This window comes from Sulfuriferula plumbiphila (assembly GCF_009938015.1).
Taxonomy (GTDB): Bacteria; Pseudomonadota; Gammaproteobacteria; order Burkholderiales; family Sulfuriferulaceae; genus Sulfuriferula; species Sulfuriferula plumbiphila.
Map to the genome: position 1 here is coordinate 546194 of NZ_AP021884.1, position 21644 is coordinate 567837.

Genomic DNA, 21644 nt, shown 5'->3' on the forward strand with positions numbered 1-21644 from the left:
TATGGACACCTTAAACATCGCAGGTCGCGATTATGCTTCCCGTTTGCTGGTCGGCACCGGCAAATACAAGGATTTCGACGAGACGCGTCTGGCTGTGGAAGCCAGTGGTGCCGAGATCGTTACCGTTGCCATTCGCCGCACCAACCTCGGCCAGGACGCCAGCCAGCCTAATCTGCTGGACGCGCTGCCGCCGTCGAAATATACCTATCTGCCCAACACCGCCGGCTGTTACTCGGCCGATGACGCGGTACGCACACTGCGCCTGGCGCGCGAGCTGCTGGACGGGCATGACCTGGTCAAGCTGGAGGTGCTGGGCGATCCGAAATCGCTCTACCCCAACGTGGTGGAGACCATCAAGGCCGCCGGGGTGCTGATTAAGGAAGGCTTCAAGGTTATGGTGTATACCTCCGACGATCCCATCATCGCCAAACAGCTGGAGCAAATGGGCTGCGTGGCGGTCATGCCGCTGGCGTCCCTGATCGGTTCGGGCATGGGCATCCTCAACCCGTGGAATCTGCAAATCATCATCAACGAAGCCAGGGTGCCGGTGATCGTGGACGCGGGTGTGGGCACCGCGTCGGACGCAGCCATTGCCATGGAACTGGGTTGCGCCGGGGTGCTGATGAACACCGCCATCGCCGGGGCGAAAAACCCGGTGCTGATGGCCTCAGCCATGAAAAAAGCGGTGCAGGCCGGGCGCGAAGCGTATCTGGCCGGACGCATGCCGAAGAAAATCTACACCGCCAGCCCGTCCTCACCCACCAGCGGCGTGATCGGTTCCTGAATAATGGCCGAAACCAGCCCGGTCGGGCGCCCGATCCGCAGCTTTGTGCTGCGCCAGGGGCGCATGTCGGTTGCCCAGCAGCGCGCGCATGACAGCCTGAAAGCGGTGTACGGCATCCCTTATGCCGCTCAGCCGCTGGACCTCGCCGCAGCGTTTGGACGCAATGCCCCGAAAATTCTGGAAATCGGCTTCGGCATGGGCGATGCCACGGCGGCTATCGCTACTGCCCATCCCGAAAATGACTACCTCGGCATCGAAGTGCACAGCCCCGGCGTGGGCAGTCTGCTGAACCAGATCCGGGAGCGCGCACTCGCCAACCTGCGCATCATCCAGCATGACGCCGTAGAAGTGCTGCGCGACATAATTCCCGACGCCAGCCTTGCCGGTGTGCATATTTTCTTTCCCGATCCCTGGCACAAAAAGCGCCATCACAAGCGTCGCCTGATCAAGCCGGATTTCGTTGCGCTGATTGCCAGCAAGCTCGCCCCGGACGGTTATTTGCATTGCGCCACCGACTGGGAAGATTACGCCATCCAGATATTGGCGGTATTGTCGGGTGAGCCGACGCTTGCCAATACCGCGGAAGGCTACGCGCCGCGCCCCGGTTACCGTCCGCTGACCAAGTTCGAGCAGCGCGGGCTGCGGTTGGGGCACGGTGTGTGGGATATTGTGTTCAATAAGGCAAAATAATATTTCCAAAGAAATTATTTTGGAATAAAATTTCTCTAGAACGAGGAGAAATTCATGATCGCTACTCATCCTGCCCATCGTCCTGAAGCGGGTGCCACGCTCACCAAAGCTGTGGCGCGCACACTCAATCTGCTCCAACTCCGGCAATCGACGCTGGCGCGCATCCTGGGCGTAAGCGCGGCGACGGTGTCGCGCCTGTGCGCCGGTACTTACACCCTAAACCCGAGCCGCGCCAAGGAATGGGAATTCGCCTTGCTGTTCGTGCGCCTGTTTCGCTCGCTGGACGCCATTCTCGGACATGGCGACAACGCGCAAAAATGGCTCGCCGGCCACAATAGCGCGCTCAACGCCCGCCCGCTTGATCTGATCGAAACCACCGAAGGCCTGGTGCGCGTAGTGCACTATCTCGACGCCCATCGTGGCCGAATTTAGCCCGGTCCAAATCGAACTCGATGTGTGGCGTGCAGTCGAGGCGCAACACCGCGTATCCACCATGGTGCTGGTGGATACGCTGGATGAACAGGCGCTGCTGGAGCGCTTGCTGGAGCAATCCAAACCGCCCGTTGCGCAACCACAGCGCGCGCTGCACTGGCTGCTGTTCACGCCGTTCCGCTACCCGCCGCTGCCGTCCGGATCACGCTTTCGCGCGCCCGATGATCCCGGGGTGTTCTACGGCGCGGATGAGCGCCGTACCTCCTGCGCAGAACTGGGCTACTGGCGTTGGCGTCTGTTGCTGGACAGCCCCGCGCTGGACGCCATCGAACCGATGCCGCAAACCGTATTCAAGACTCCGCTGCGCGGCACGGCCATCGATCTGCGCCAGCCGCCGTTTTTGGCCCAGCGCGCGCGCTGGACCCATGCCAGCGATTATCAAGCCTGTCAGGATTTGGCGCACCGGGCACGGCTCGCAGGGGTACAGATGATCCGCTATGAATCGGTGCGCGACCCGCAGCATGGCGGCTGCGCAGTGCTGTTGAGCCATGCCGCCTTTGCCGCCAATGCACCTACCGAACACCAGACCTGGATGCTGGCTGTGTACCGCAATCGGGTGGTATGGCGACTGGATTCGATTTTTGACCAGGCAGCGTTTGAGTTTGATACGCTGGCTTGGCGCGGCGATGCGCTGAACCAGCAGGCCTGATCCATGCCAACCAACAGACAGGTTGCCGTCATCGGCGGCGGCCCAGCCGGATTGATGGCGGCGGAAACCCTGGCCGGACGGGGTGCGCGCGTGGATGTATACGACGCCATGCCTTCTGTGGGACGCAAGTTTCTGCTGGCGGGCAGGGGTGGGCTGAACCTCACCCATACTGAACCGCCTGCACAATTCCTGAGCCGCTACGGCAATCGCAGTCAAGCTGTCGCGCCGTGGCTGCAAGGCTTCGACGCGCAAGCCTTGTGTGATTGGGTGCATGCCTTGGGGCATGACACCTTCGTTGGTACATCGGGACGCGTATTCCCCACCGACAAGAAAGCCGCGCCGCTGCTGCGCGCCTGGCTGCATCGCCTGCGTGAATCCGGCGTTGTGTTGCATGTGCGGCACCGCTGGCTGGGCTGGGCAGAAAACAACGCACTGCGCTTTGCCACCCCGGACGGCGAACGCCGGATCCGCACCGATGCCGTGGTGCTGGCGCTGGGCGGCGGCAGCTGGGCACGTCTGGGTTCGGACGGTGCCTGGGTGCCGATACTGCAGGCGCAGGGCGTACCGGTCGCCGCGCTGCAACCTGCCAACTGCGGCTTCGACGTGGGCTGGAGCGAACACTTGCGCACCCGCTTTGCCGGCCAGCCGATCAAGTCCGTGGTGCTGAATTTCACTGATGCCACAGGCGCGCCATTCAGTAAACAGGGCGAGCTGATGCTGACTGCCACCGGGCTGGAAGGCGGGTTGATCTACGCTGCTTCCGCACGGCTGCGCGACGCCATTGCCGAAACCGGGTCAGCCGTGATCCACCTCGACCTCGCCCCCGGCTGGGAAGCGGCGCACCTCACCCAGGAAATCGCCCACCCGCGCGGCGCGCGTTCACTGTCCAGCCACTTGCACAGCCGGGTCAATATTCATGGCGTCAAAATGGTGCTGCTGCGCGAAATCGGCAGCGCTGGGGATTTCGCCGAACCAGCGCGCCTGGCCGCCCTCATCAAGGCTCTGCCGGTACGTCTTGCCGCCCCGCGCCCACTCGACGAAGCCATCAGCAGCGCGGGTGGCGTGATGTTCGAGGCGCTCGATGCGCACGGGATGCTGCGTACAATGCCAGGCGTATTCTGCGCGGGTGAGATGCTCGACTGGGAAGCGCCCACCGGCGGCTATTTACTGACTGCGTGTCTTGCCAGCGGGCGCGCGGCGGGGCTGGGGATGCTGGACTGGCTCGGCAGGCCAGCCGATGGTATGCGGGAGTAAAATAGGGCGCTGGTTACTGAAAAATGCTCAGGGTCTGGATTTATCCAACCCCAGCTTTTTCCACCCCGCGTGTCCTAACGCCTGCAGCGTTGCCCTGTTTTTCTCAAAAATCGCATCTGCTTCCGGGAAGGCTGCTATGGCGCGCTCCACGCTGGCCTCGCGCAACAGGTGCAGCATCGGGTAGGGCGAGCGGTTGGTGTAGTTCTCGATGTCGTCGGAGAGCGTGTCGGCGAACTGGTATTGGGGATGGAAGCTGGCGATCTGGAGCGCGTCGCCAAATTCGGGCTCGGCGGTGGCGGCATCGGCGATGTCGAGAAAATCGTTGTAGTCGAGGAAGTCGCCCAGCACGTGCGGGTGGATCAGCAGCGTGGTATCGGTTTGCCCGGGGTCGGCGTCCTGCAGGGCACGCAATTCCGCCAGCAGGTCTTCGAGCAGCGCCTCGGGCGTGGTGGCCGGGCTCACCACATAACGGATTTGCTGTTTGACATGCACGGCCTTGGCGAAGGGGCAGAGGTTGAGGCCGATGACGGCTTTTTCGAGCCAGGTTCGGGTGGCGGCAATGATTTCGGTGTCGGTGGGCATAGTGTGCCTCCTGAGAAGAAAGTAATGGACAGGATTAACAGAATTTTTTGCAGGATTAACAGGAAAAAACAAAATCAGCAGGACTGGTTTTCGTTAATCCTGAGAAATCCTGTTAATCCTGTCCAAGAAGTTTAGGTGAGGTGTCATGCATGATGCATTACCCAACCCACAGCGGCGGTTCGTCCATCAGCGCGATCTGCTCGCGCAGTTCCAGGATGCGGTCCTGCCAGTAGCGCTGGGTGTTGAACCAGGGAAACGCAGCGGGGAAAGCCGGGTCGTCCCAGCGCCGGGCAATCCAGGCAGCGTAGTGGATCAGCCTCAAGGTGCGCAGGGCTTCGATCAGGTGCAGTTCGCGCGGGTCGAAATCGTGGAAGTCTTCATAGCCGGCCAGCAGGTCGGCAAGTTGCCGCGTCATCTCATTGCGCTCGCCGGAGAGCAGCATCCACAGGTCTTGCACCGCGGGCCCCATGCGGCTGTCGTCGAAATCCACGAAATGCGGGCCGGCGTCGGTCCACAGTACGTTGCCGATGTGGCAGTCGCCGTGCAGGCGCAGGCTGGCCACCGCACCGGCGCGGTCGAAGCAATGGCGCACGCCGTCCAGCGCTTGCGCCACGACGCCGCGATAGACTTCAACGAGTTCAATCGGGATGAAGTCGTGGCTTAACAGGTAGGCGCCGGGTTCCTCGCCAAAGCTGGCGATATCGAGCGTGGGGCGGTGCTGATAGGGGGCGATGGCGCCGACCGCGTGGATGCGGCCGATGAAACGCCCCAGCCACGCCAGCGTGGCGGGATGGTCCAGCTCCGGGGCGCGGCCGCCGTGTTTGGCGAAGACGCTGAAACGGAAGCCGGCGTGGGTGTGCAGTGTGCGATTGTGCATTGCCAGTGCCGGCACGACCGGGATCTCGCGGCTGGCGAGATCGCTCACAAAGGCATGTTCCTCAAGTATGGCGGCGTCGCTCCAGCGCTGCGGGCGGTAGAATTTGGCGACAATGGGCGCGCTGTCCTCCATGCCGATCTGATAAACGCGGTTTTCATAACTGTTGAGCGCTAGCAGGCGGCCATCGCTGCGCAAGCCGAGACTGTCGACCGCATCGAGCACGTGATCCGGCGTCAAACCGGCAAAGGCGTGTGTTTCCATCCGTGTATTGTACGGGAAGGCGGCTTGTATCGAGCGCGTGGACGTGTTGCAAAAATTGGCATATTGACGAAAAGCCGTGTCAACTATCCAACAGCATGATTCGTTATACTGCACTGGTTACACCCGTGGCTGGCTTTTCTTAACCGAATCGTGGAGACAACATGAATAAATTGATGACCGCACTGATTATGGCCGCAGCACTTGCCCTTACCCCGTTCGCTGCATCGGCAAAAACCGAACAGCAAACCAAAATGGGCGCTTGCAATAAAGATGCCGCTGCCAAGTCACTCCAAGGCGAGCAACGCAAAGCTTTCATGAAGAGCTGCCTGTCGGCTGGTCCCGCACCTGCCGCCGCCGCTGCACCAGCGAAAGCCGAGCCTGCCGCTGCCGCCAAACCCAAAAATGCCATGGGCGCATGCTCGACTGCTTCCAAAGGCATGAAAGGTGCGGAGCACAAAAAATTCATGAGCGAGTGCCTGAAAGCCAAAGGCCCGGAAAACATGAAAAAATAAGTTTGAATATGGCTGAAAAAACCCCGCTTCGGCGGGGTTTTTATTGGCTGCCTCGTGTTGTGATCGTAGGTTTGCTGTGTGATTCAGACTTCGCACAGCCCCACGGTGGTGGCTATCCCGTCCTGATCCACGCTCTCCATCCGCACGCTGTAGCCCCACAGGCGCGCAATGTGGCGCAGCATCTCCGGCGTGGTGTCGCCGAGCGGGCGGCGATCGTGCATGTAGTGACGCAGGGTAAGGGCGCGGTCGCCGTAGACGTCGACGTTATAGACCTGGATGTTGGGTTCACGGTTGCCGAGGTTGTATTGTTCGGCCAGTCGCTGGCGCACCGCGCGATAGCCGGCGTCGTCGTGGATGGCGCTGATTTCGAGCTTATCTTCACTGTCGTCGTCGCGCACGGCGAACAGTTTGAAGTCGCGGATGAGTTTGGGCGACAGGTACTGGGCGATGAAGCTTTCGTCCTTGAAGTTGCGCATGGCGAAATCAAGCGACTGTTTCCAGTCGCTGCCGGCCAGTTCCGGGAACCAGTGGCGGTCTTCGTCGGTGGGGTGTTCGCATATGCGGCGAATGTCATGAAACATCGAAAACCCCAGCGCGTAAGGGTTGATGCCGCTGTAGGCGCGGCTGTGAAACGGCGGCTGGTAGACCACATTGGTGTGACTTTGCAGGAATTCCATCATGAAGCCATCGGTGAGTTTCCCCGCGTCGTACAGGTGATTTAACAGGGTGTAGTGCCAGAACGTGGCCCAGCCTTCGTTCATCACCTGGGTCTGGCGTTGGGGATAGAAATACTGGGCGATTTTCCTGACTATCCGGACGATTTCGCGCTGCCAGGGTTCGAGGCGCGGGGCGTTTTTTTCGATGAAGTACAGCAGATTTTCTTGCGGCTCGGCGGGAAAGCGGCTGCTCTGGCGCTGTTCGTCGGCGGCCTGACGGGTTGGCAGGGTGCGCCACAGGTCGTTGACCTGAGACTGCAGATAGGTTTCGCGTTCGATCAGGCGCGCCTGTTCCTTGGCCATGGAGAGCCGGGTCGGGCGCTTGTAACGGTCTACACCGTAGTTCATCAGGGCGTGGCAGGAGTCGAGCATATTTTCGACGGCTTCTTCGCCGTGGCGTTGCTCGCATTCGGCAATGAAATTACGCGCGAATACCAGGTAGTCGAGGATGCCCTCGGCGTCGGTCCAGGTGCGAAACAGGTAATTGCCTTTGAAAAACGAATTGTGGCCATAGGCGGCATGCGCAATCACCAGTGCCTGCATGGTCATGGTGTTTTCTTCCATCAGGTAGGCGATGCACGGGCTGGAATTGATGACGATTTCGTAGGCCAGCCCCATCTGGCCGCGCTGGTAGCTTTTTTGCGTAGAAAGAAAGCCTTTGCCGTAGGACCAGTGGTGATAGCCGACCGGCATGCCGACCGAGGCGTAGGCGTCGATCATTTGTTCGGAGGTGATGACCTCAATCTGGCGCGGGTAGGTGTCCAGACCGTAGTGCGCGGCGGCCAGGCCGATCTCGCGATCGTAGGTGTCGAGCAGTTCGAAGGTCCATTCGGAGCCTTCGGACAAAGGCTGACGTTCGGCGACGGGCTTTGCATCGGTCATCTCAGGCCACCTTTTTCCTGAACAGTTCACGAAATACCGGGTAGATGTCTTCCAGCGAGTGGATGCGTTGCATGGCAAAGCGGCGGCTGGCTGCACTTACCTGGGCGTATTCGCGCCACAGGCTTTGCGGCTGTTCGGTTTCGATTTCGACGTAAGCGAAATACTGCGTCAGAGGCAGAATGTCCTGCACCAGTAGTTCCCGACAGCGCGGCGAATCGTTTTCCCAGTTGTCGCCATCCGACGCCTGCGCGGCGTAGATGTTCCAGCTGGCCGAAGGATAGCGCTCCCGGATGATGTCGCGCATCAGCACCAGCGCACTCGATACAACCGTGCCACCGGACTCCCGCGAAGAAAAGAAATCCTCCTCATTGACCTCTTTGGCTGTCGTGTGGTGGCGAATGAACACCAGATCGATGCGCTCGTAGCTCTTGGTGAGAAACAGATAGAGCAGCATGAAAAAGCGCTTGGCGATATTTTTGCGGTTTTCGTCCATCGAACCGGATACATCCATCAGGCAGAACATCGCAGCCTGGCTGCTCGGCGTGGGCTGATCCACCCGGTTGGCGTAGCGCAAGTCCCAGGTGTCGATGAAAGGTACGGCGGCAATGCGCGCCTTGAGACTGACAATTTCCTCACGCAAGGCGTCGGCTTCAGGGCTGGCGTCGAGGCCGTTGGCAAGCAGTTCCTGCAGCGCTTCTTCGGCTTCGCGCAATGCTTCGCGCGGGCTGGATGACATCGCCATACGTCTGCCGATGGCCTGTTTCATGGAGCGCACCACATGCAGACTGGACGGGTTGCCCTGACTGACGAAACCGGCGCGTGCGCGCTTCACTTCAGGTACGGCGGCGAGCTGTTTCTTTACCATGTCCGGCAGCGCCAGATCCTGGAAGAAATAGTCCATGAATTCTTCACGCGACAGTTCGAACACGAAATCATCCATGTCTTCGGCGTCTTTTGAGGCGCTGCCGCTGCCCCCGTTGCCGCCGCCACTGAGGGGGCGATCCGCCTTGTCGCCGCGCACGAACTCGCGGTTGCCAGGGTGGACGATGTTACGGCGGCCGCCCGGGCCATGATGGAACGCCGGCTCGGACATGTCCTTGGCGGGTATGGAAATTTTCTCGCCGCGCTCCAGGTCAGCCACCTTGCGGCTGGAAACCGCATGCGTCACGGCTTTGCGTATCTGCTCCTTGAAACGGCGCAGAAAGCGCTGGCGGTTGACAGCGCTGCGGTTTTTGCCGGACAGGCGACGGTCGACGAGTTGGCTCATGGCAGCGATTCCATCATGAGGCCTTGCGGGCGCGCAGATACCATTCGGCCAGCAGCCGCACCTGCTTCTCGGTGTAACCTTTGGACACCATGCGCTGGACGAAGTCGTGATGCTTTTTCTGCTCTTCGCTGGACGCCTTGGCGTTGAAGGAAATCACCGGCAGCAAGTCTTCGGTGCTGGAGAACATGCGTTTTTCGATTACCACGCGCAGCTTTTCGTAGCTGGTCCAGGCCGGGTTTTTGCCGTGATTCTGGGCACGCGCACGTAGTACGAAGTTGACCACCTCGTGGCGGAAATCCTTGGGGTTGGCGATGCTGGCAGGCTTCTCGATTTTTTCCAGCTCGGCGTTGAGCTGGCCGCGGTCGAGGCTCTCGCCGGTGTCAGGGTCGCGGTATTCCTGATCCTGTATCCACATGTCGGCGTAGATTACGTAACGGTCAAAGATGTTCTGACCGTACTCCGAATAGGATTCGAGATAGGCAGTCTGCAATTCCTTCTCAATGTATTCGGCATAGTGCGGCGACAAAAACTCTTTCAGGTAGGCGATGTAACGCTGTTCCACTTCGGGTGCAAACTGCTCCTGTTCGATCTGCTGCTCCAGCACGTATAGCAGATGTACCGGGTTGGCAGCGACCTCGGTGTGGTCGAAATTAAAGACACGCGACAGAATCTTGAACGCAAAGCGCGTGGAAATTCCGGTCATGCCTTCGTCCACTCCGGCAAAATCGCGGTATTCCTGATAGCTCTTGGCCTTGGGGTCAGTGTCCTTGAGATTGTCGCCATCATAAACGCGCATCTTGGAATAAATGCTGGAGTTTTCCGGCTCTTTCAGCCGCGTGAGTACTGAAAATCGCGCCAGCATTTCCAGTGTGCCGGGGGCGCAGGGCGCTTCCGACAGCGAGCTGTGGTACAGCAGCTTCTGGTAGATCTTCACTTCCTCGGACGCGCGCAGGCAGTATGGTACCTTGACGATGTAGATACGGTCGAGAAACGCTTCGTTGTTCTTGTTGTTGCGGAACGCCATCCACTCCGATTCGTTGCTGTGCGCCAGCACCACGCCGTCGAATGGAATCGCGCCGAAGCCCTCGGTGCCCTTGTAGTTGCCTTCTTGCGTGGCGGTCAGCAGCGGGTGCAGCACTTTGATGGGTGCCTTGAACATCTCGACGAATTCCATCAGCCCCTGGTTGGACAGGCACAGTCCGCCGGAAAAGCTGTAGGCATCGACGTCGTCCTGCGAGTATTTTTCCAGCTTGCGGATGTCGACCTTACCCACCAGCGAGGAAATATCCTGGTTGTTTTCATCGCCCGGTTCGGTCTTGGAAATCCCCATCTGCCCCAGCACTGAAGGCCAGCGCTTGACCACGCGAAATTTTGTGATGTCGCCGTTGTACTCGTGCAGGCGCTTGACTGCCCACGGCGATAGCACCTTGCCCAGATAGCGACGCGGAATACCGTATTCCTGCTCCAGAATGTCGCCGTCCTCGTCCACTGAAAACAACGAAAGCGGCGAGTCGTTCACCGGTGAACCCTTGATCGCATAGAACGGCGCTTTTTCCATCAGATGTTTGAGCTTTTCCGCCAGCGACGATTTTCCACCGCCTACCGGTCCCAGCAGATAGAGAATCTGCTTGCGTTCCTCCAGCCCCTGAGCAGCGTGGCGGAAGTAGGACACGATCTGCTCAATGGTCTCCTCCATGCCATAGAAATCCTTGAATGCCGGATAGACCTTGATGACCTTGTTGGAAAAAATCCTCGACAGGCGCGGGTTGAGCCGGGTATCGACCAATTCCGCCTCGCCGATGGCGGCCAGCATGCGCTCCGCAGCACTGGCGTAGGCAGACGAGTCCTGTTTGCAAATATCAAGGAATTCCTCCAGCGAGTATTCCTCTTCTTCGCGGCGGTAGCGTTCGATGTACTGATTGAATAGACCCATGACGAACTCCTAATTGTTGAACAATCGGGTGCTGTACTGACTTCAGCAAGGTGCATGCCAAATAAATAACGTCAGACTTTGGACTGGATTGAGGGCAAATGGTGCCATTGCATGACACTGGCATGAACCCAGTATAGTCATTGTGCACTGGCATGGTGCGTGGCGCAGGGAAAGGGCAAAGCGTGATTCAAGCTGGTGCGCGCGCGGGGGCATGCTGCAATCCAGTGCGGGCCATACTCGGCAAGCCCGCCAATTACGCTGATTTTTCGGCAGTGCGCTGGCTATTCGTTGTGCGCCGCAACGCGTCAACATACGCCTGAAGTGGGCTGAACAAAAAACCCACCAAGCGGGTTTTTTTATTCTTTGGCAAAGCGGGTTGCCTCATTTCATTCATCTGAAACCGCCCAAAGGTGGCTTCTTTGCAGCCGTCATGTCAGGTCGCCCACATGTAAATCACGACGGTCTCTTGTGAGTCGTTAGCAGTCCTGGATCCCGCGCCTCAAAACTAAATCTTCATAACTGCAGTGGCTGCCCAACCCTGCGCTTCCCACATTGAATTCCAGATGCTTTTTCACCCCTGCAGCGCGCGCAAAAACTCGTTGCGCGTCTGATGGCTGGTGTCAAAACAGCCGGTAAACGCCTGGGTGACGACACGTTCGTCGCCGCGCCGGTCTTCTCCGAGTAACAGACACAATTGCTCCGCTTCGATGATGCATGCCGCACCCAGCGCGTGGCCGTGGCTCATCAGCGCCTCGGCGATGTCGCGCGTCATCCATTCCTGATAGGTGAAGCGGTGGCCGATGGCGTCCACCAGCCGCGCGATGCGGCCGAAGCCGTGCAGGCGTCCGCCGGGGATGTAGGCCACGTGCGCGACGCCGCGGAACGGCACCAGATGGTGCGGGCACACGCCGTGGATGGCGATGCCGCGCACCACCACCATGTCCTGGCGGGTGTCTTCGAAGCCTTCGCCCAGCGCCCCGGCGGGGTCGATGGCGTAGCCGCCAAGCAGGCGTTTTTGCCACAGTTCGCGCACGCGCTGCGCGGTTTTGCCGGTGTGGGTGCTGTCCGGGTTGACCCCGCAGGCCAATAGCAAATCGGTGACGGCCCGCTCGAAGGCGGCCGGGTCGAATTCGCCCTGGCGCGGAATGCCGATGCTGCCTGGGATGGGGTGCCCTGCAGGATCGTGATCGCAGCCATGATCGCTCATGATAAGTCCCTTAAAAAATATTTAGCCACAGAGATCACAGAGATGAAACCAATCCGGCCGGTTTTTTTCACCCGCAGGATTTGGCAATGCTTTGATTTTACTCTTCGCACTCTGTGTTTTCCGTGGCCGAATAGTGTCTTCAGGATGTTGACCTGTTCAAGGGCGCTTAACGCGAAACCAGGCTGCGTAAAGCGCCGGCAGAAACAGCAGGGTCAACACCGTGGCGATGAACAGGCCTCCCATGATGGCGGTTGCCATGGGCCCGAAAAACACGTCGTCCGACAACGGAATCATCGCCAGGATGGCCGCCATGGCGGTGAGCATGATCGGGCGAAAACGGCGTACCGCAGCTTCAATAATGGCGTCCCACGGCGTCTGGCCTGCGCGGATGTTGCGTTCAATCTGGTCGATCAGGATAACCGAATTGCGCATGATCATGCCGGTGAGTGCGAGCGTGCCCAGCATGGCGACAAAGCCGAACGGACGATTGGACAGCAGCAGCGCCAGCGCCACGCCGATCAGCCCGAGCGGTGCTGTCAGCACTACCATTATCACACGCTGGAAGCTCTGCAATTGCAGCATCAGCAGGGTCAGAACCGCCACCAGAAAAATCGGTAACCCGGCATTGATGGAGGCATTGGCTTTGGCGCTTTCTTCTGTTGCCCCGCCCGTTTCAAGTCGATATCCGAGCGGCAGCGTGGCGCGAATTTTATCCATCAGTGGTTCAAGCTGGGCGGACACTGTCGGCGCCTGGATATGGCTGTAAATATCGCCCATTACCGTGATGGTGGGTACGCGGTTGCGCTTCCAGATCAGACTGTCCTCCAGTCCATAGCGCAGCGTGGCAATCTGCGATAGCGGCACCGTGCGCCCGCTGGCCGTGGGCACGTTGAGGCTGGCGAGCAAGCCGATGTGTTCGCGCTCCAGCGGAGCGCCGCGCAATACCACTTCGATGAGCTGGTCGCGCTCGCGGTAGGTCGTGATATCGGCACCCTGGATGGCGGTTTGCAAAACCTGCGACAACCCCTGCTGGGTTACTCCCAGCGCCTGTGCGCGGGCCGGGTCCACGTCAAGGAAGATCGCCTTGGAGCGCTCCCCCCAGTCCATCTGCACGTTGCGCAGATTGGGATTGGCGCGCATGCTGGCGGCCATGCGCCCGGCGATGCTGCGCAAGGTATCGAAATTATCGCCGGAGATGCGGAACTGCACCGGGAAGCCTACCGGCGGGCCGTTTTCCAGACGCAGCACGCGCCCGCGCAGGGCTGCGAATTCGGCGCTGTCGAGCAAGGCGATGAGCTGGCTGCGCAAGCGCTCGCGGGCTTCGATGTTTTTGGTGGTGATCACAAACTGGGCAAAGTTAGCTGCCGGGAGCTGCTGGTCCAGCGGCAGATAGAAGCGTGGCGAGCCGCTGCCGACATAAGCCACATAATTATCCACTCCGGTGTTGTGCTGGTTGAGCCAGCGCTCCAGCCTGACTGCCTGGCGCTGGGTGGCGGCCAGAGAGCTGCCTTCCGGCAGTTTCAGATCGACCAGCAGCTCCAGCCGGGTGGCGTCAGGGAAGAACTGCTTCTGCACAAACTGGAAGCTGAACACGGCGCCGATGAAAACCAGCAGCGTGATCAGGATCACGGTCTTGCGCCGGGTTACGCACCACGTCACCACGCCGCGAAAGTGTTTGTAGAACATCTCGCCCAACGCATGCTGGCGTGCGCTGACAGCCTGCATCCTGCGCCGCAAGCCGGCAAAATGGCCGGGCTTTGCTTCACCCCGGTGCGGGTTGGGCAAGAGCAGTTTGTAGCCCAGATAGGGGATCACCACTATCGCAGCCAGCCACGACAGCAGCAATGCAATGGTCACCACCTCGAACAGCGAACGCGTATATTCGCCCACGGTGGATTGCGCCGTGGCGATCGGCAAAAAACCGGCCGCGGTAACCAGCGTGCCGGTGAGCATGGGAAACGCCGTGGTGGCGTAAGTGGCGCTGGCGGCCTGGATGCGGTCGAAGCCCTGCTCCATTTTCACCGACATCATCTCCACCGCGATGATGGCGTCGTCCACCAGCAGGCCAAGCGCCAGGATGAGTGCGCCGAGCGATATTTTGTGCAGGCCGACGTCGAATATGTTCATGAAGAAAAAGGTCGCTGCCAGCACCAGCGGGATGGACAATGCCACCACGGTGCCGGCGCGCAGTCCGAGGCTGAAAAAACTCACCGCCAGCACGATAATGACGGCCTCCGCCACGGAGCGCTGGAACACGCTGATCGCAGCGCGCACTGCACGCGGCTGGTCGTTCACCCGGTGCAGCACCAGTCCCGCCGGGAGCTGCATCTCGATGCGGCCGATGTCGGCATCGAGATGCTCGCCCAGCGCGATGATGTCGCCGCCCGCCTGCATGGATACGCCGATGCCGATTGCCGGGGTGCCTTCAAAGCGCATTTCGGGCTGTGCCGGATCGGCATAGCCGCGCTTGACCTCGGCGATGTCTTTCAGCAGCACGGTACGCTTGTCCACGCGGATGGGCAGGTCGCGGATTTGTTCGACGGTCCGGAAACGCCCGCCCGGGCGCAGATAGATGCGGTCGGTTGCGGTCTCGAAGCTGCCCGCTGCGCTCATCGCGTTCCAGGCCTGCAGCGCAGTGACGATCTCGTTGGCGCTAAACCCCAGATTGGCGAGTTTCTGGTTGGATAGCTCGACGTAAATTTTTTCGTCCTGCACGCCGATCACGTCCACCTTGGCCACCCCCGGCACACGCAGCAGCTCCTTGCGCAGCTTGTCAGCCGTATCGCGCAGCTGTGCCAGGCTGAAACCATCCCCGGTCAGCGCAAACACATTGCCGTAGGTTTCGCCAAATTCATCATTAAAAAAAGGGCCGACCACGCCTTGCGGCAGCGTGCGTTGGATGTCGCCGACCCGCTTGCGCACCTGGTAGAACATGTCCGGGATAGCGCGCGCGGGGGTCGCATCCTTGCCGGTGACAAAAAGCTGCGTCACGCCGGGGCGGGAAAAACTTCTTACCGTGTCGATGTGGGGTGATTCCAGCAGCGCCTTTTCGATGGGATTGGCTACCAGTTGTTCCATTTCCTTGGCGGTGGCGCCCGGCCAGTAGGCCTGCACCAGCATCACCTTGAAGGTGAACGGCGGGTCTTCCGATTGCCCCAGCTTGCCGTAGGCGAGTACACCCAGAATAGTGAACAGCGCCATCAGGTAAAGGACGAAATTGCGGTGCGCCAGTGCCCATTCCGACAGGTTGAATCGGTTCACAGGCGGCTCCCGGCGCCGACTGGGGAGACGCCGTCATAGGGTACAGGCTGGATTTTTTGCCCGGCCAGCAGCATGTGTGCACCTGCGGCAATCACCTGGCTGCCTGTGGGTAGCGCGCCGCGCACCAGGATGGCGTTGCTGCGGTATTGCACTACTTCAACGGGAACCGCGCTGAGCCGATGCCGGGCGTTGACCACCCATACCGCAGGCTGTTGCCGGTGCTGGAACAACGCGCCAGGGGGCAGGGCGATGCTGGACGCACTGTTGGCCGTACCGGCAAACAGGGTGCTGGCACTCATGCCCAGCTTGACTGCGTCATCGGCGTCCTTGAGGGTGACTTTCACCAGATAGGTGCGGTTCTCATCGGCTGCGGGGGCGACTTCGCGGATTACGCCGGTATAGGTTTTACCAGGTGCCGACCACAGTTGCACAGGCGCTGGTGCGCCCACTTTGAGCTGGCGTGCCTGCGCCTCACCCACGCGCACCCGGACTTCCCGGTCGCCCGCGTAAGCTACGCGCAGCACCGGCTGGCCGGCGCTCACTACTTGTCCCGCCTCGAAATTGACGGCGGTCACCACCCCTGCCGCATCGGCGGTCAGCGCGGTGTAGCGCGACTGGTTGGTGCTGATATTGAGCTGGGCACGCATGGCGGCGAGCTTGGCGCGTGCCGTTTTGTCGGCATTGATGCGCGTATCCAGCGCAGCCTGGCTGAGAAATTTCTGCTCCACCAGCTTTTGCGCACGCGCCAGCTCGCTGGCGGCATTGGCGACTTCCGATTCTGCCCCGGCCAGCTGCGCGCGTGCCGCGGTGGTGGCAAAGCGCGCGTCCTGCGGGTCGAGCCGGCCGAGAATCTGGCCCGGTTTGACGGTGCTGCCCAGGTCTACCAGCCGCGCCGTGACCTTGCCGCCGACGCGGAAACCGAGATCTGCTTCGCGGCGCGCGTGTACCGCGCCGGAATATACCCCGGCCTGGCCGTTGCCGGTTGCGGTCACGGTATATACCAGCGCTGGTTGCAATGGTTCGGGCGGCTGGGTGTGTCTGCTGCATGCCGACAGGGCGAGCAGTAACAATGGGGTAATGAAAATGGCGCGCATGGCGGTGTCGTTAAATCCAGCGCCGCACACGGGCGCAATAGTCGTTATAGGACGCGCCGAATTTGGCGCGCAGGTGGGCTTCTTCGTGGGCGATCACGCCATAGCGCACGATGACCCATACCAGCGGTGCGAATACCAGCGGCCACAGGCTGCCGATAAGCAGCATCACGCCCAGATAGATCACCACGTCGGCGAGATAAATCGGATTGCGCGAGAATGCAAAAGGCCCGCTGGTAACCAGTTCGGATGCACCTTTGTAGGGGTTCACCGTGGTGTGATGGCACCAGATAGTGAACGCCGCCCACAGCATCAGTGCGCCGCCCAGTCCCACGCCGGCCCAGCCCAGCGTGTGCAGCAGCGGGCTGACGCCAAAGCCCAGCGGGTAGTGATGCTCCAGCCACCAGGACGCGATCAGCCCGACGGCATAAACCAGTGGCGGCGGTGCCAGGGTACGCGGGCGCCGGATCGGATCAGTCATGGTGTCAGACCTTCAACAGGTTGATATACATAATGAGCTGGCTGCCGCACTGGCGCAGCGTGGCGGCGGACTGGTGGTTTTTGGCCAGGCTCATGCAGCCTTCCATGCCCGCGATGATAAACAGTGCGGCGGCATCGCAATCCACATCGGCGCGGATTTCACCGTTATCCTGTGCGCGTTGCAGTGCATTGACGAATGCGGTCTGCCACACCCCGAGCCAGTGTGCCAGCCGCGCCTGGAAGGCGGGTTCAACGCCGCTCATTTCCTGCATCAGGTTATTGAACGGACAACCCAGCGCAATCGCGGCATCACAGGCGGAACTCCCGATCTCGTTGAGTATCCGTAGCAGCGCGGCCACCGGTGCCTTGGCGTTGGCAAGCGGGGTGACGAAGTTGTGCAGGATGTACGCACCAATGACTTCATCCAGCACCGCCAGTCCCAGCGCCCGTTTGTCGGTAAAGTGGTGATACAGGGCGCCCTTGGTGAGCCCCGCCGCTGCCAGAATGTTGGCCAGGCTGGCTGCCTGGTAGCCATTGCGGTGGATTTCAGTGAATGCCGCTTCCAGCAGGCGTGCACGCGTTACATCGGGTTGGCGAATGAGGGTGGCGGGTTCCATGGATGCATCATACCGACCGGTATGCACCTGTCAAGGCGCGCAGCTGGCGGTCATGCAGGCGCGCGAGCCCCAGCTGCCCGAGGATGCTGCCCAGCAGCGCCAGGGCCATGTCTTTTTGCGTGTCCCATACATCGCCCTGGGTGGCGAGAAAGGCCACGGCATCGCTGCCGCTGGCTTCGGCCACGCCCCATTCAATCAGCTCATAGGTCGCGCTGATGGCCAGGCACACGCACACCACCAGAAAAAACAGCATCTTGCCGGGTTGCAACGGCGTGCGCCGCGCCAGGATTTCCCGTGTCAGCAGCGCCGGCACCAGGCCCTGCGCAAAATGCCCGACGCGGTCATAGTGATTGCGCGCGAGATCAAAGGTGTCGCGCAGCCAGTTGAACGCTGGCATCTCAGCGTAGGTGTAATGTCCGCCCACCATCAGGATGGCGCTGTGCAACGCAATCAACAGGTACACCAGCGGCGTGAGCGGGAAAGCCTTGCGCGTGGCAATCAGCAGCGGCAGCGCGATCAGCACTGGGGCTACTTCCAGCAGCCAGGTGAAATAATCGTGCGGATGAATACCCGACCATGTCAGCACGCCCAGCGTGGCGAACAGCAGTGCGGCTTGCAGCGGCGTCACGGCGGGGTTCATGGCAGGAACAGGCCCAGCAGGTCGTTGAGAAAACGCCGCCCGGTCTGCGTCGGCGCGATGCGCAAATGGTCACGAACGATCAGGCCGCGTCGCTCCCCCTCATCCAGCGCGGTTTGCGCGGCGGTAATCGGCAGCCCGGTACGCTCGGTGAACAGCGCCGTGTCAAAGCCGCCGGTGAGGCGCAGCGCATTCATCATGAATTCAAACGCCAGATCGGCGCGGGCGACGCCATGCTCGCTCTGTACCGGCGTGCCGGCCAGCGCGTGCTCCATATACTCGCGCGGATGCTTGTGGCGCATCTGGCGGAGGATGCGGTCGTGGAACGACAGTTTGCCGTGTGCCCCCGCGCCGATGCCGAGATAGTCGCCAAACTGCCAGTAATTCAGGTTGTGCCGGCACTGGCGACGCGGCCGGGCGAAGGCAGAGGTCTCGTAATGCTGATAGCCCGCAGCGGCCAGGGTGGCTTCCACCATCATCTGCATGTCGGCAGACAAGTCATCGTCCGGCAACGGCGGCGGTGCGGCGTGAAACGGCGTGTTCGGCTCCAGCGTGAGGTGGTAGCATGACAGGTGCGGCGGCGCGTAGTTCAGCGCCGTATCCACATCGCGCTGCGCCTGCTGCAGGGTTTGCCCCGGCAGTGCGTACATCAAATCGAGATTGAAATTATCGAACGTGGATGCGGCAATCTCCGCCGCGCGATGCGCTTCCTGGGCGTCATGAATACGCCCCAGTGCGCGCAAGTGGCCGGGGTCGAAACTCTGGATACCCAGTGATAGCCGGTTCACTCCCGCCGCCTTGAAGCCCGCGAATTTCTCCGCCTCCACCGTGCCGGGGTTGGCTTCCAGCGTGATTTCCGCAAAGTGATCGAGTTTGGTCAGCGTGCGCACCATGCTGAGGATGGCGTCGATCCCCGCCGCAGAAAACAGGCTGGGCGTGCCGCCGCCGAAGAAGATGGAATGGATGCCGCGTCCCCAGATCAGCGGCAGCGCCGATTCCAGATCGCGCGTGAGCGCCTCGATATAACGCGCCTCCGGCAACGCATCGCGCGCCGTATGCGAATTGAAGTCGCAATACGGACATTTTTTTACGCACCACGGAATGTGGATATACAGCGCCAGCGGTGGCAGCGCGATGAGGCGGGATTCAAGCGGCAGAGTAATCATGCGCGGGATTGTACCGCCGCTGGGGGAGAAGGCCATGATTGTTGAAAGATGGGCATTGCCGACGCTCACGCCATCAACTCATGGGGCATGAAATCAACCCGGAACAAAACTGCTGTCTGTGCGGTGTCGCGCATAGGGGACAGAGGGTATACTGCCCTTGCGCTAAGCGCTACATTCAACCCCATGGTCAGGATCAAACTATCCTGGTTGCCTATCTGGAGGTCGCTGATGACCACGCCTCATCACCCACGACAAAACCATCTGCTCGCTGCGTTGCCGGATGCCGAATTCGAGCGCTTGCTGCCCCACCTGGGGCTGGTTCCAATGCCGCTCGCCGAAGTGCTGTATGAGTCCGGCGCGCAGTTGCAATACGTCTACTTCCCTACCAGCGCGATCGTGTCCCTGCAATACGTCATGGAGAATGGCTCATCGGCCGAAATTGCCGGAGTGGGTAACGAGGGCGTCGTTGGCATTTCGCTATTCATGGGGGGCGACACCACGCCCAGCCGGGCGATTGTGCACACTGCCGGCTATGGCTATCGGCTCAAGGCGAAGTTGCTGCTGGAGGAATTCAATCGTATCGGGGGGCGCCGCGCCGGGGTATTGCAGCACCTGTTGCTGCGCTACACCCAGGCGCTGATGACACAAACGTCGCAGACCGCAGTGTGTAACCGGCACCATTCGGTGGACCAGCAGCTTTGTCGCTGGCTATTGTTGACCCTCGATCGCTTGCCTTCAAATGAGTTGACCATCACCCAGGAATTGATTGCCAGCATGCTCGGCGTGCGGCGCGAAGGTGTTACCGAGGCGGCCGGCAAGCTGCAGCGGGATGGCTTGATTCGCTATAGCCGTGGCCATATCGAGGTGCTTGATCGGGCAGGCCTGGAGAGCCGGGTTTGCGAGTGTTACAGCGTGGTCAAAATAGAAATCAAGCGTCTGCTCACTGACGTGGCTGCGGTATAGCCTGTTCAGGTCATTGGTTGGGAGCGGCGCCAGACTGCGTATTTAAACCTGGGCGCTTTCAAGTCGGACGGAACTTGGCCGATAACCGTTTATGCTGAAAAAAATCAATATCCAGGATGTGCGCCTGGGGATGTGTATTCACGAAATCTGCGGTAGCTGGATGGATCATCCGTTCTGGAAGAGATCGTTTACGCTCTCCGATGAAACGGATTTCAATACGCTCGTACATTGTGGCGTGGAAGAGGTGTGGATCGACACCAGCAAGGGACTGGATGTTGAAGCGCCGGCAGGAGCACGCTGCGCCGCAGCAGAAAACCCACGCGCAGAAAACACATTTCATCTGGCGGCTGAATGCGCAAAAGAACAAGCGCCAGCGCGTGCGAGTTTGCAAGATGAACTGGTGCGCGCCAGAAAAATACACGCCAAAGCCGCGCGGGTGGTGGCCTCCATGTTCGGCGAAGCGCGCATGGGAAATGCCATCAAGGTGGAGCAGGTGGCTACGCTGGTAGGGGAGATCAACCAGTCGATTGCACGTAATTCAGATGCGTTGATCAGCCTCGCGCGCCTGAAAAATGCCGACAATTACACCTATTTGCATTCGGTCGCGGTGTGCGCCTTGATGATTGCCCTGGGCCGCCAGCTTGGCCTGGAAGGCGCAGTTCTGAATGAAGCCGGGATGGCCGGCCTGTTGCATGACGTGGGCAAGATGTTCATTCCTGGCGACGTATTGAACAAGCCGGGACGCCTCACGGACGAGGAGTTCGTTGTCGTCAAGGCGCACCCGCAAAAGGGCTGGGAACTGCTCAAGAACTGTCCCGGTGTGAACGATATGGCGCTGGACGTGTGTTTGCATCATCACGAGAACGTGGCCGGCACAGGCTATCCCGATCGGCTTTCCGGTGAGGCGCTGACCCTGTATGCGCGTATGGGTGCAGTGTGCGATGTGTATGACGCCATCACTTCGAATCGCTGCTACAAGACGGGGTGGGAACCGGGAGAAGCCATCCGCAAAATGACCGGATGGAAAGATGGCCGCTTTGACGAGGCTGTTTTCCGCGCGTTCGTCAAAACAGTAGGCATCTATCCCGCAGGCACCCTGGTGAAGCTTAAATCCGGGCGTCTGGGTGTGGTGATGGAGCAGACCGAAAAGAACTTGCTCATGCCTGTGGTCAAGGTGTTTTTCTCCACCCGTTCGAATTCACATATCAGGCCGGAACTGGTCGATTTGTCGAAAGCGCCGGACGCCATCACCAATCTGGAAGACTCGCAGCAGTGGGGATTCGATCTGAATGCGTTTACCGATTTAAACATGTGAGCGCTGGC

At 60.3% G+C, this 21644-nt stretch carries 20 protein-coding genes; 8 read left to right on the plus strand and 12 right to left on the minus strand.

What is annotated here, in order from left to right; translation table 11 throughout:
• Position 1: 1 nt before the first annotated feature.
• The 5 genes from GZH91_RS02865 to GZH91_RS02885 are packed head-to-tail and all read left to right on the plus strand — an operon-like array spanning position 2 to position 3869.
• On the plus strand, positions 2-784 hold the full coding sequence (locus tag GZH91_RS02865; RefSeq protein WP_147070590.1) for a thiazole synthase: 783 nt from the start codon (positions 2-4) through the stop codon (positions 782-784).
• 3 nt (positions 785-787) lie between these two features.
• Complete coding sequence (gene trmB, locus GZH91_RS02870; RefSeq protein ID WP_147070592.1) at positions 788-1474, plus strand: tRNA (guanosine(46)-N7)-methyltransferase TrmB; 687 nt, start codon at positions 788-790, stop codon at positions 1472-1474.
• A 54-nt stretch (positions 1475-1528) separates the two neighbouring features.
• The gene (locus GZH91_RS02875) at positions 1529-1906 is read left to right on the plus strand and encodes an antitoxin Xre/MbcA/ParS toxin-binding domain-containing protein (protein WP_147070594.1); all 378 of its coding nucleotides are present in this window, start codon (positions 1529-1531) and stop codon (positions 1904-1906) included.
• A complete protein-coding gene (locus tag GZH91_RS02880; RefSeq protein ID WP_223264472.1) occupies positions 1893-2615 on the plus strand; it encodes an RES family NAD+ phosphorylase in 723 nt (240 codons plus the stop codon). The genes GZH91_RS02875 and GZH91_RS02880 overlap by 14 nt, the downstream gene beginning before the upstream one ends.
• A 3-nt stretch (positions 2616-2618) precedes the next feature.
• On the plus strand, positions 2619-3869 hold the full coding sequence (locus tag GZH91_RS02885; protein WP_147070596.1) for a TIGR03862 family flavoprotein: 1251 nt from the start codon (positions 2619-2621) through the stop codon (positions 3867-3869).
• Positions 3870-3896: 27 nt separating this feature from the next.
• Here GZH91_RS02885 and GZH91_RS02890 read toward each other — a convergent pair whose 3' ends face one another.
• A complete protein-coding gene (locus GZH91_RS02890) occupies positions 3897-4451 on the minus strand; it encodes a DUF1415 domain-containing protein (RefSeq protein ID WP_147070598.1) in 555 nt (184 codons plus the stop codon).
• 157 nt (positions 4452-4608) lie between these two features.
• Positions 4609-5589 carry a serine/threonine protein kinase gene (locus GZH91_RS02895; protein ID WP_147070600.1) on the minus strand — a complete coding sequence of 327 codons (981 nt, stop codon included), beginning with the start codon at positions 5587-5589 and terminating at the stop codon, positions 4609-4611.
• A 161-nt stretch (positions 5590-5750) separates the two neighbouring features.
• On the opposite strand from GZH91_RS02895, the gene GZH91_RS02900 reads away from it, so the two are divergent.
• A complete protein-coding gene (locus GZH91_RS02900; RefSeq protein ID WP_147070602.1) occupies positions 5751-6101 on the plus strand; it encodes a PsiF family protein in 351 nt (116 codons plus the stop codon).
• Between the two features lie 83 nt (positions 6102-6184).
• Here GZH91_RS02900 and GZH91_RS02905 read toward each other — a convergent pair whose 3' ends face one another.
• From GZH91_RS02905 to hemW, 10 genes are all read right to left on the minus strand, one after another.
• Entirely contained in the window at positions 6185-7699 is a 1515-nt protein-coding gene (locus GZH91_RS02905) for a SpoVR family protein (protein WP_147070604.1), read from the minus strand.
• 1 nt (position 7700) lies between these two features.
• A complete protein-coding gene (locus GZH91_RS02910; RefSeq protein ID WP_147070606.1) occupies positions 7701-8966 on the minus strand; it encodes a YeaH/YhbH family protein in 1266 nt (421 codons plus the stop codon).
• Between the two features lie 13 nt (positions 8967-8979).
• Entirely contained in the window at positions 8980-10899 is a 1920-nt protein-coding gene (locus GZH91_RS02915) for a PrkA family serine protein kinase (protein ID WP_147070608.1), read from the minus strand.
• Positions 10900-11470: 571 nt separating this feature from the next.
• The gene (folE, locus tag GZH91_RS02920) at positions 11471-12106 is read right to left on the minus strand and encodes a GTP cyclohydrolase I FolE (RefSeq protein WP_147070610.1); all 636 of its coding nucleotides are present in this window, start codon (positions 12104-12106) and stop codon (positions 11471-11473) included.
• Positions 12107-12262: 156 nt separating this feature from the next.
• Positions 12263-15367 carry an efflux RND transporter permease subunit gene (locus GZH91_RS02925; RefSeq protein WP_147070612.1) on the minus strand — a complete coding sequence of 1035 codons (3105 nt, stop codon included), beginning with the start codon at positions 15365-15367 and terminating at the stop codon, positions 12263-12265.
• Complete coding sequence (locus GZH91_RS02930) at positions 15364-16461, minus strand: efflux RND transporter periplasmic adaptor subunit (protein ID WP_147070614.1); 1098 nt, start codon at positions 16459-16461, stop codon at positions 15364-15366. The genes GZH91_RS02925 and GZH91_RS02930 overlap by 4 nt, the downstream gene beginning before the upstream one ends.
• A gap of 10 nt (positions 16462-16471) precedes the next feature.
• Positions 16472-16939: a methyltransferase family protein gene (locus GZH91_RS02935; protein ID WP_147070615.1), complete on the minus strand. Its 468-nt coding sequence runs from the start codon at positions 16937-16939 to the stop codon at positions 16472-16474.
• Positions 16940-16943: 4 nt separating this feature from the next.
• Positions 16944-17555: a TetR/AcrR family transcriptional regulator gene (locus GZH91_RS02940; RefSeq protein WP_147070617.1), complete on the minus strand. Its 612-nt coding sequence runs from the start codon at positions 17553-17555 to the stop codon at positions 16944-16946.
• A gap of 7 nt (positions 17556-17562) precedes the next feature.
• On the minus strand, positions 17563-18195 hold the full coding sequence (locus GZH91_RS02945; RefSeq protein WP_147070619.1) for a DUF2238 domain-containing protein: 633 nt from the start codon (positions 18193-18195) through the stop codon (positions 17563-17565).
• Positions 18192-19358 (minus strand): radical SAM family heme chaperone HemW, encoded by a 1167-nt coding sequence (gene hemW / locus GZH91_RS02950; RefSeq protein WP_198415451.1) that lies wholly within the window; start codon positions 19356-19358, stop codon positions 18192-18194. The genes GZH91_RS02945 and hemW overlap by 4 nt, the downstream gene beginning before the upstream one ends.
• Before the next feature lie 228 nt (positions 19359-19586).
• Between hemW and GZH91_RS02955 the strand changes: the two genes are divergently transcribed.
• Both GZH91_RS02955 and GZH91_RS02960 read left to right on the plus strand, forming a co-directional pair.
• Positions 19587-20321, plus strand: a complete 735-nt coding sequence (locus GZH91_RS02955; protein ID WP_147070621.1) for a Crp/Fnr family transcriptional regulator — start codon at positions 19587-19589, stop codon at positions 20319-20321.
• A gap of 91 nt (positions 20322-20412) precedes the next feature.
• Entirely contained in the window at positions 20413-21636 is a 1224-nt protein-coding gene (locus tag GZH91_RS02960) for an HD-GYP domain-containing protein (RefSeq protein ID WP_147070623.1), read from the plus strand.
• Positions 21637-21644 lie beyond the last annotated feature (8 nt).

Bases quoted from the DNA above. Each gene is read 5' to 3' on its own strand.
- folE (WP_147070610.1), bottom strand. From the start codon at position 12,106: ATGAGCGATCATGGCTGCGATCACGATCCTGCAGGGCACCCCATCCCA.
- GZH91_RS02945 (WP_147070619.1), bottom strand. From the start codon at position 18,195: ATGAACCCCGCCGTGACGCCGCTGCAAGCCGCACTGCTGTTCGCCACG.
- GZH91_RS02895 (WP_147070600.1), bottom strand. From the start codon at position 5,589: ATGGAAACACACGCCTTTGCCGGTTTGACGCCGGATCACGTGCTCGAT.
- trmB (WP_147070592.1), top strand. From the start codon at position 788: ATGGCCGAAACCAGCCCGGTCGGGCGCCCGATCCGCAGCTTTGTGCTG.
- GZH91_RS02890 (WP_147070598.1), bottom strand. From the start codon at position 4,451: ATGCCCACCGACACCGAAATCATTGCCGCCACCCGAACCTGGCTCGAA.
- GZH91_RS02935 (WP_147070615.1), bottom strand. From the start codon at position 16,939: ATGACTGATCCGATCCGGCGCCCGCGTACCCTGGCACCGCCGCCACTG.
- GZH91_RS02905 (WP_147070604.1), bottom strand. From the start codon at position 7,699: ATGACCGATGCAAAGCCCGTCGCCGAACGTCAGCCTTTGTCCGAAGGC.
- GZH91_RS02960 (WP_147070623.1), top strand. From the start codon at position 20,413: ATGCTGAAAAAAATCAATATCCAGGATGTGCGCCTGGGGATGTGTATT.
- GZH91_RS02940 (WP_147070617.1), bottom strand. From the start codon at position 17,555: ATGGAACCCGCCACCCTCATTCGCCAACCCGATGTAACGCGTGCACGC.
- GZH91_RS02885 (WP_147070596.1), top strand. From the start codon at position 2,619: ATGCCAACCAACAGACAGGTTGCCGTCATCGGCGGCGGCCCAGCCGGA.
- hemW (WP_198415451.1), bottom strand. From the start codon at position 19,358: ATGATTACTCTGCCGCTTGAATCCCGCCTCATCGCGCTGCCACCGCTG.
- GZH91_RS02915 (WP_147070608.1), bottom strand. From the start codon at position 10,899: ATGGGTCTATTCAATCAGTACATCGAACGCTACCGCCGCGAAGAAGAG.
- GZH91_RS02865 (WP_147070590.1), top strand. From the start codon at position 2: ATGGACACCTTAAACATCGCAGGTCGCGATTATGCTTCCCGTTTGCTG.
- GZH91_RS02930 (WP_147070614.1), bottom strand. From the start codon at position 16,461: ATGCGCGCCATTTTCATTACCCCATTGTTACTGCTCGCCCTGTCGGCA.
- GZH91_RS02955 (WP_147070621.1), top strand. From the start codon at position 19,587: ATGACCACGCCTCATCACCCACGACAAAACCATCTGCTCGCTGCGTTG.
- GZH91_RS02900 (WP_147070602.1), top strand. From the start codon at position 5,751: ATGAATAAATTGATGACCGCACTGATTATGGCCGCAGCACTTGCCCTT.
- GZH91_RS02875 (WP_147070594.1), top strand. From the start codon at position 1,529: ATGATCGCTACTCATCCTGCCCATCGTCCTGAAGCGGGTGCCACGCTC.
- GZH91_RS02910 (WP_147070606.1), bottom strand. From the start codon at position 8,966: ATGAGCCAACTCGTCGACCGTCGCCTGTCCGGCAAAAACCGCAGCGCT.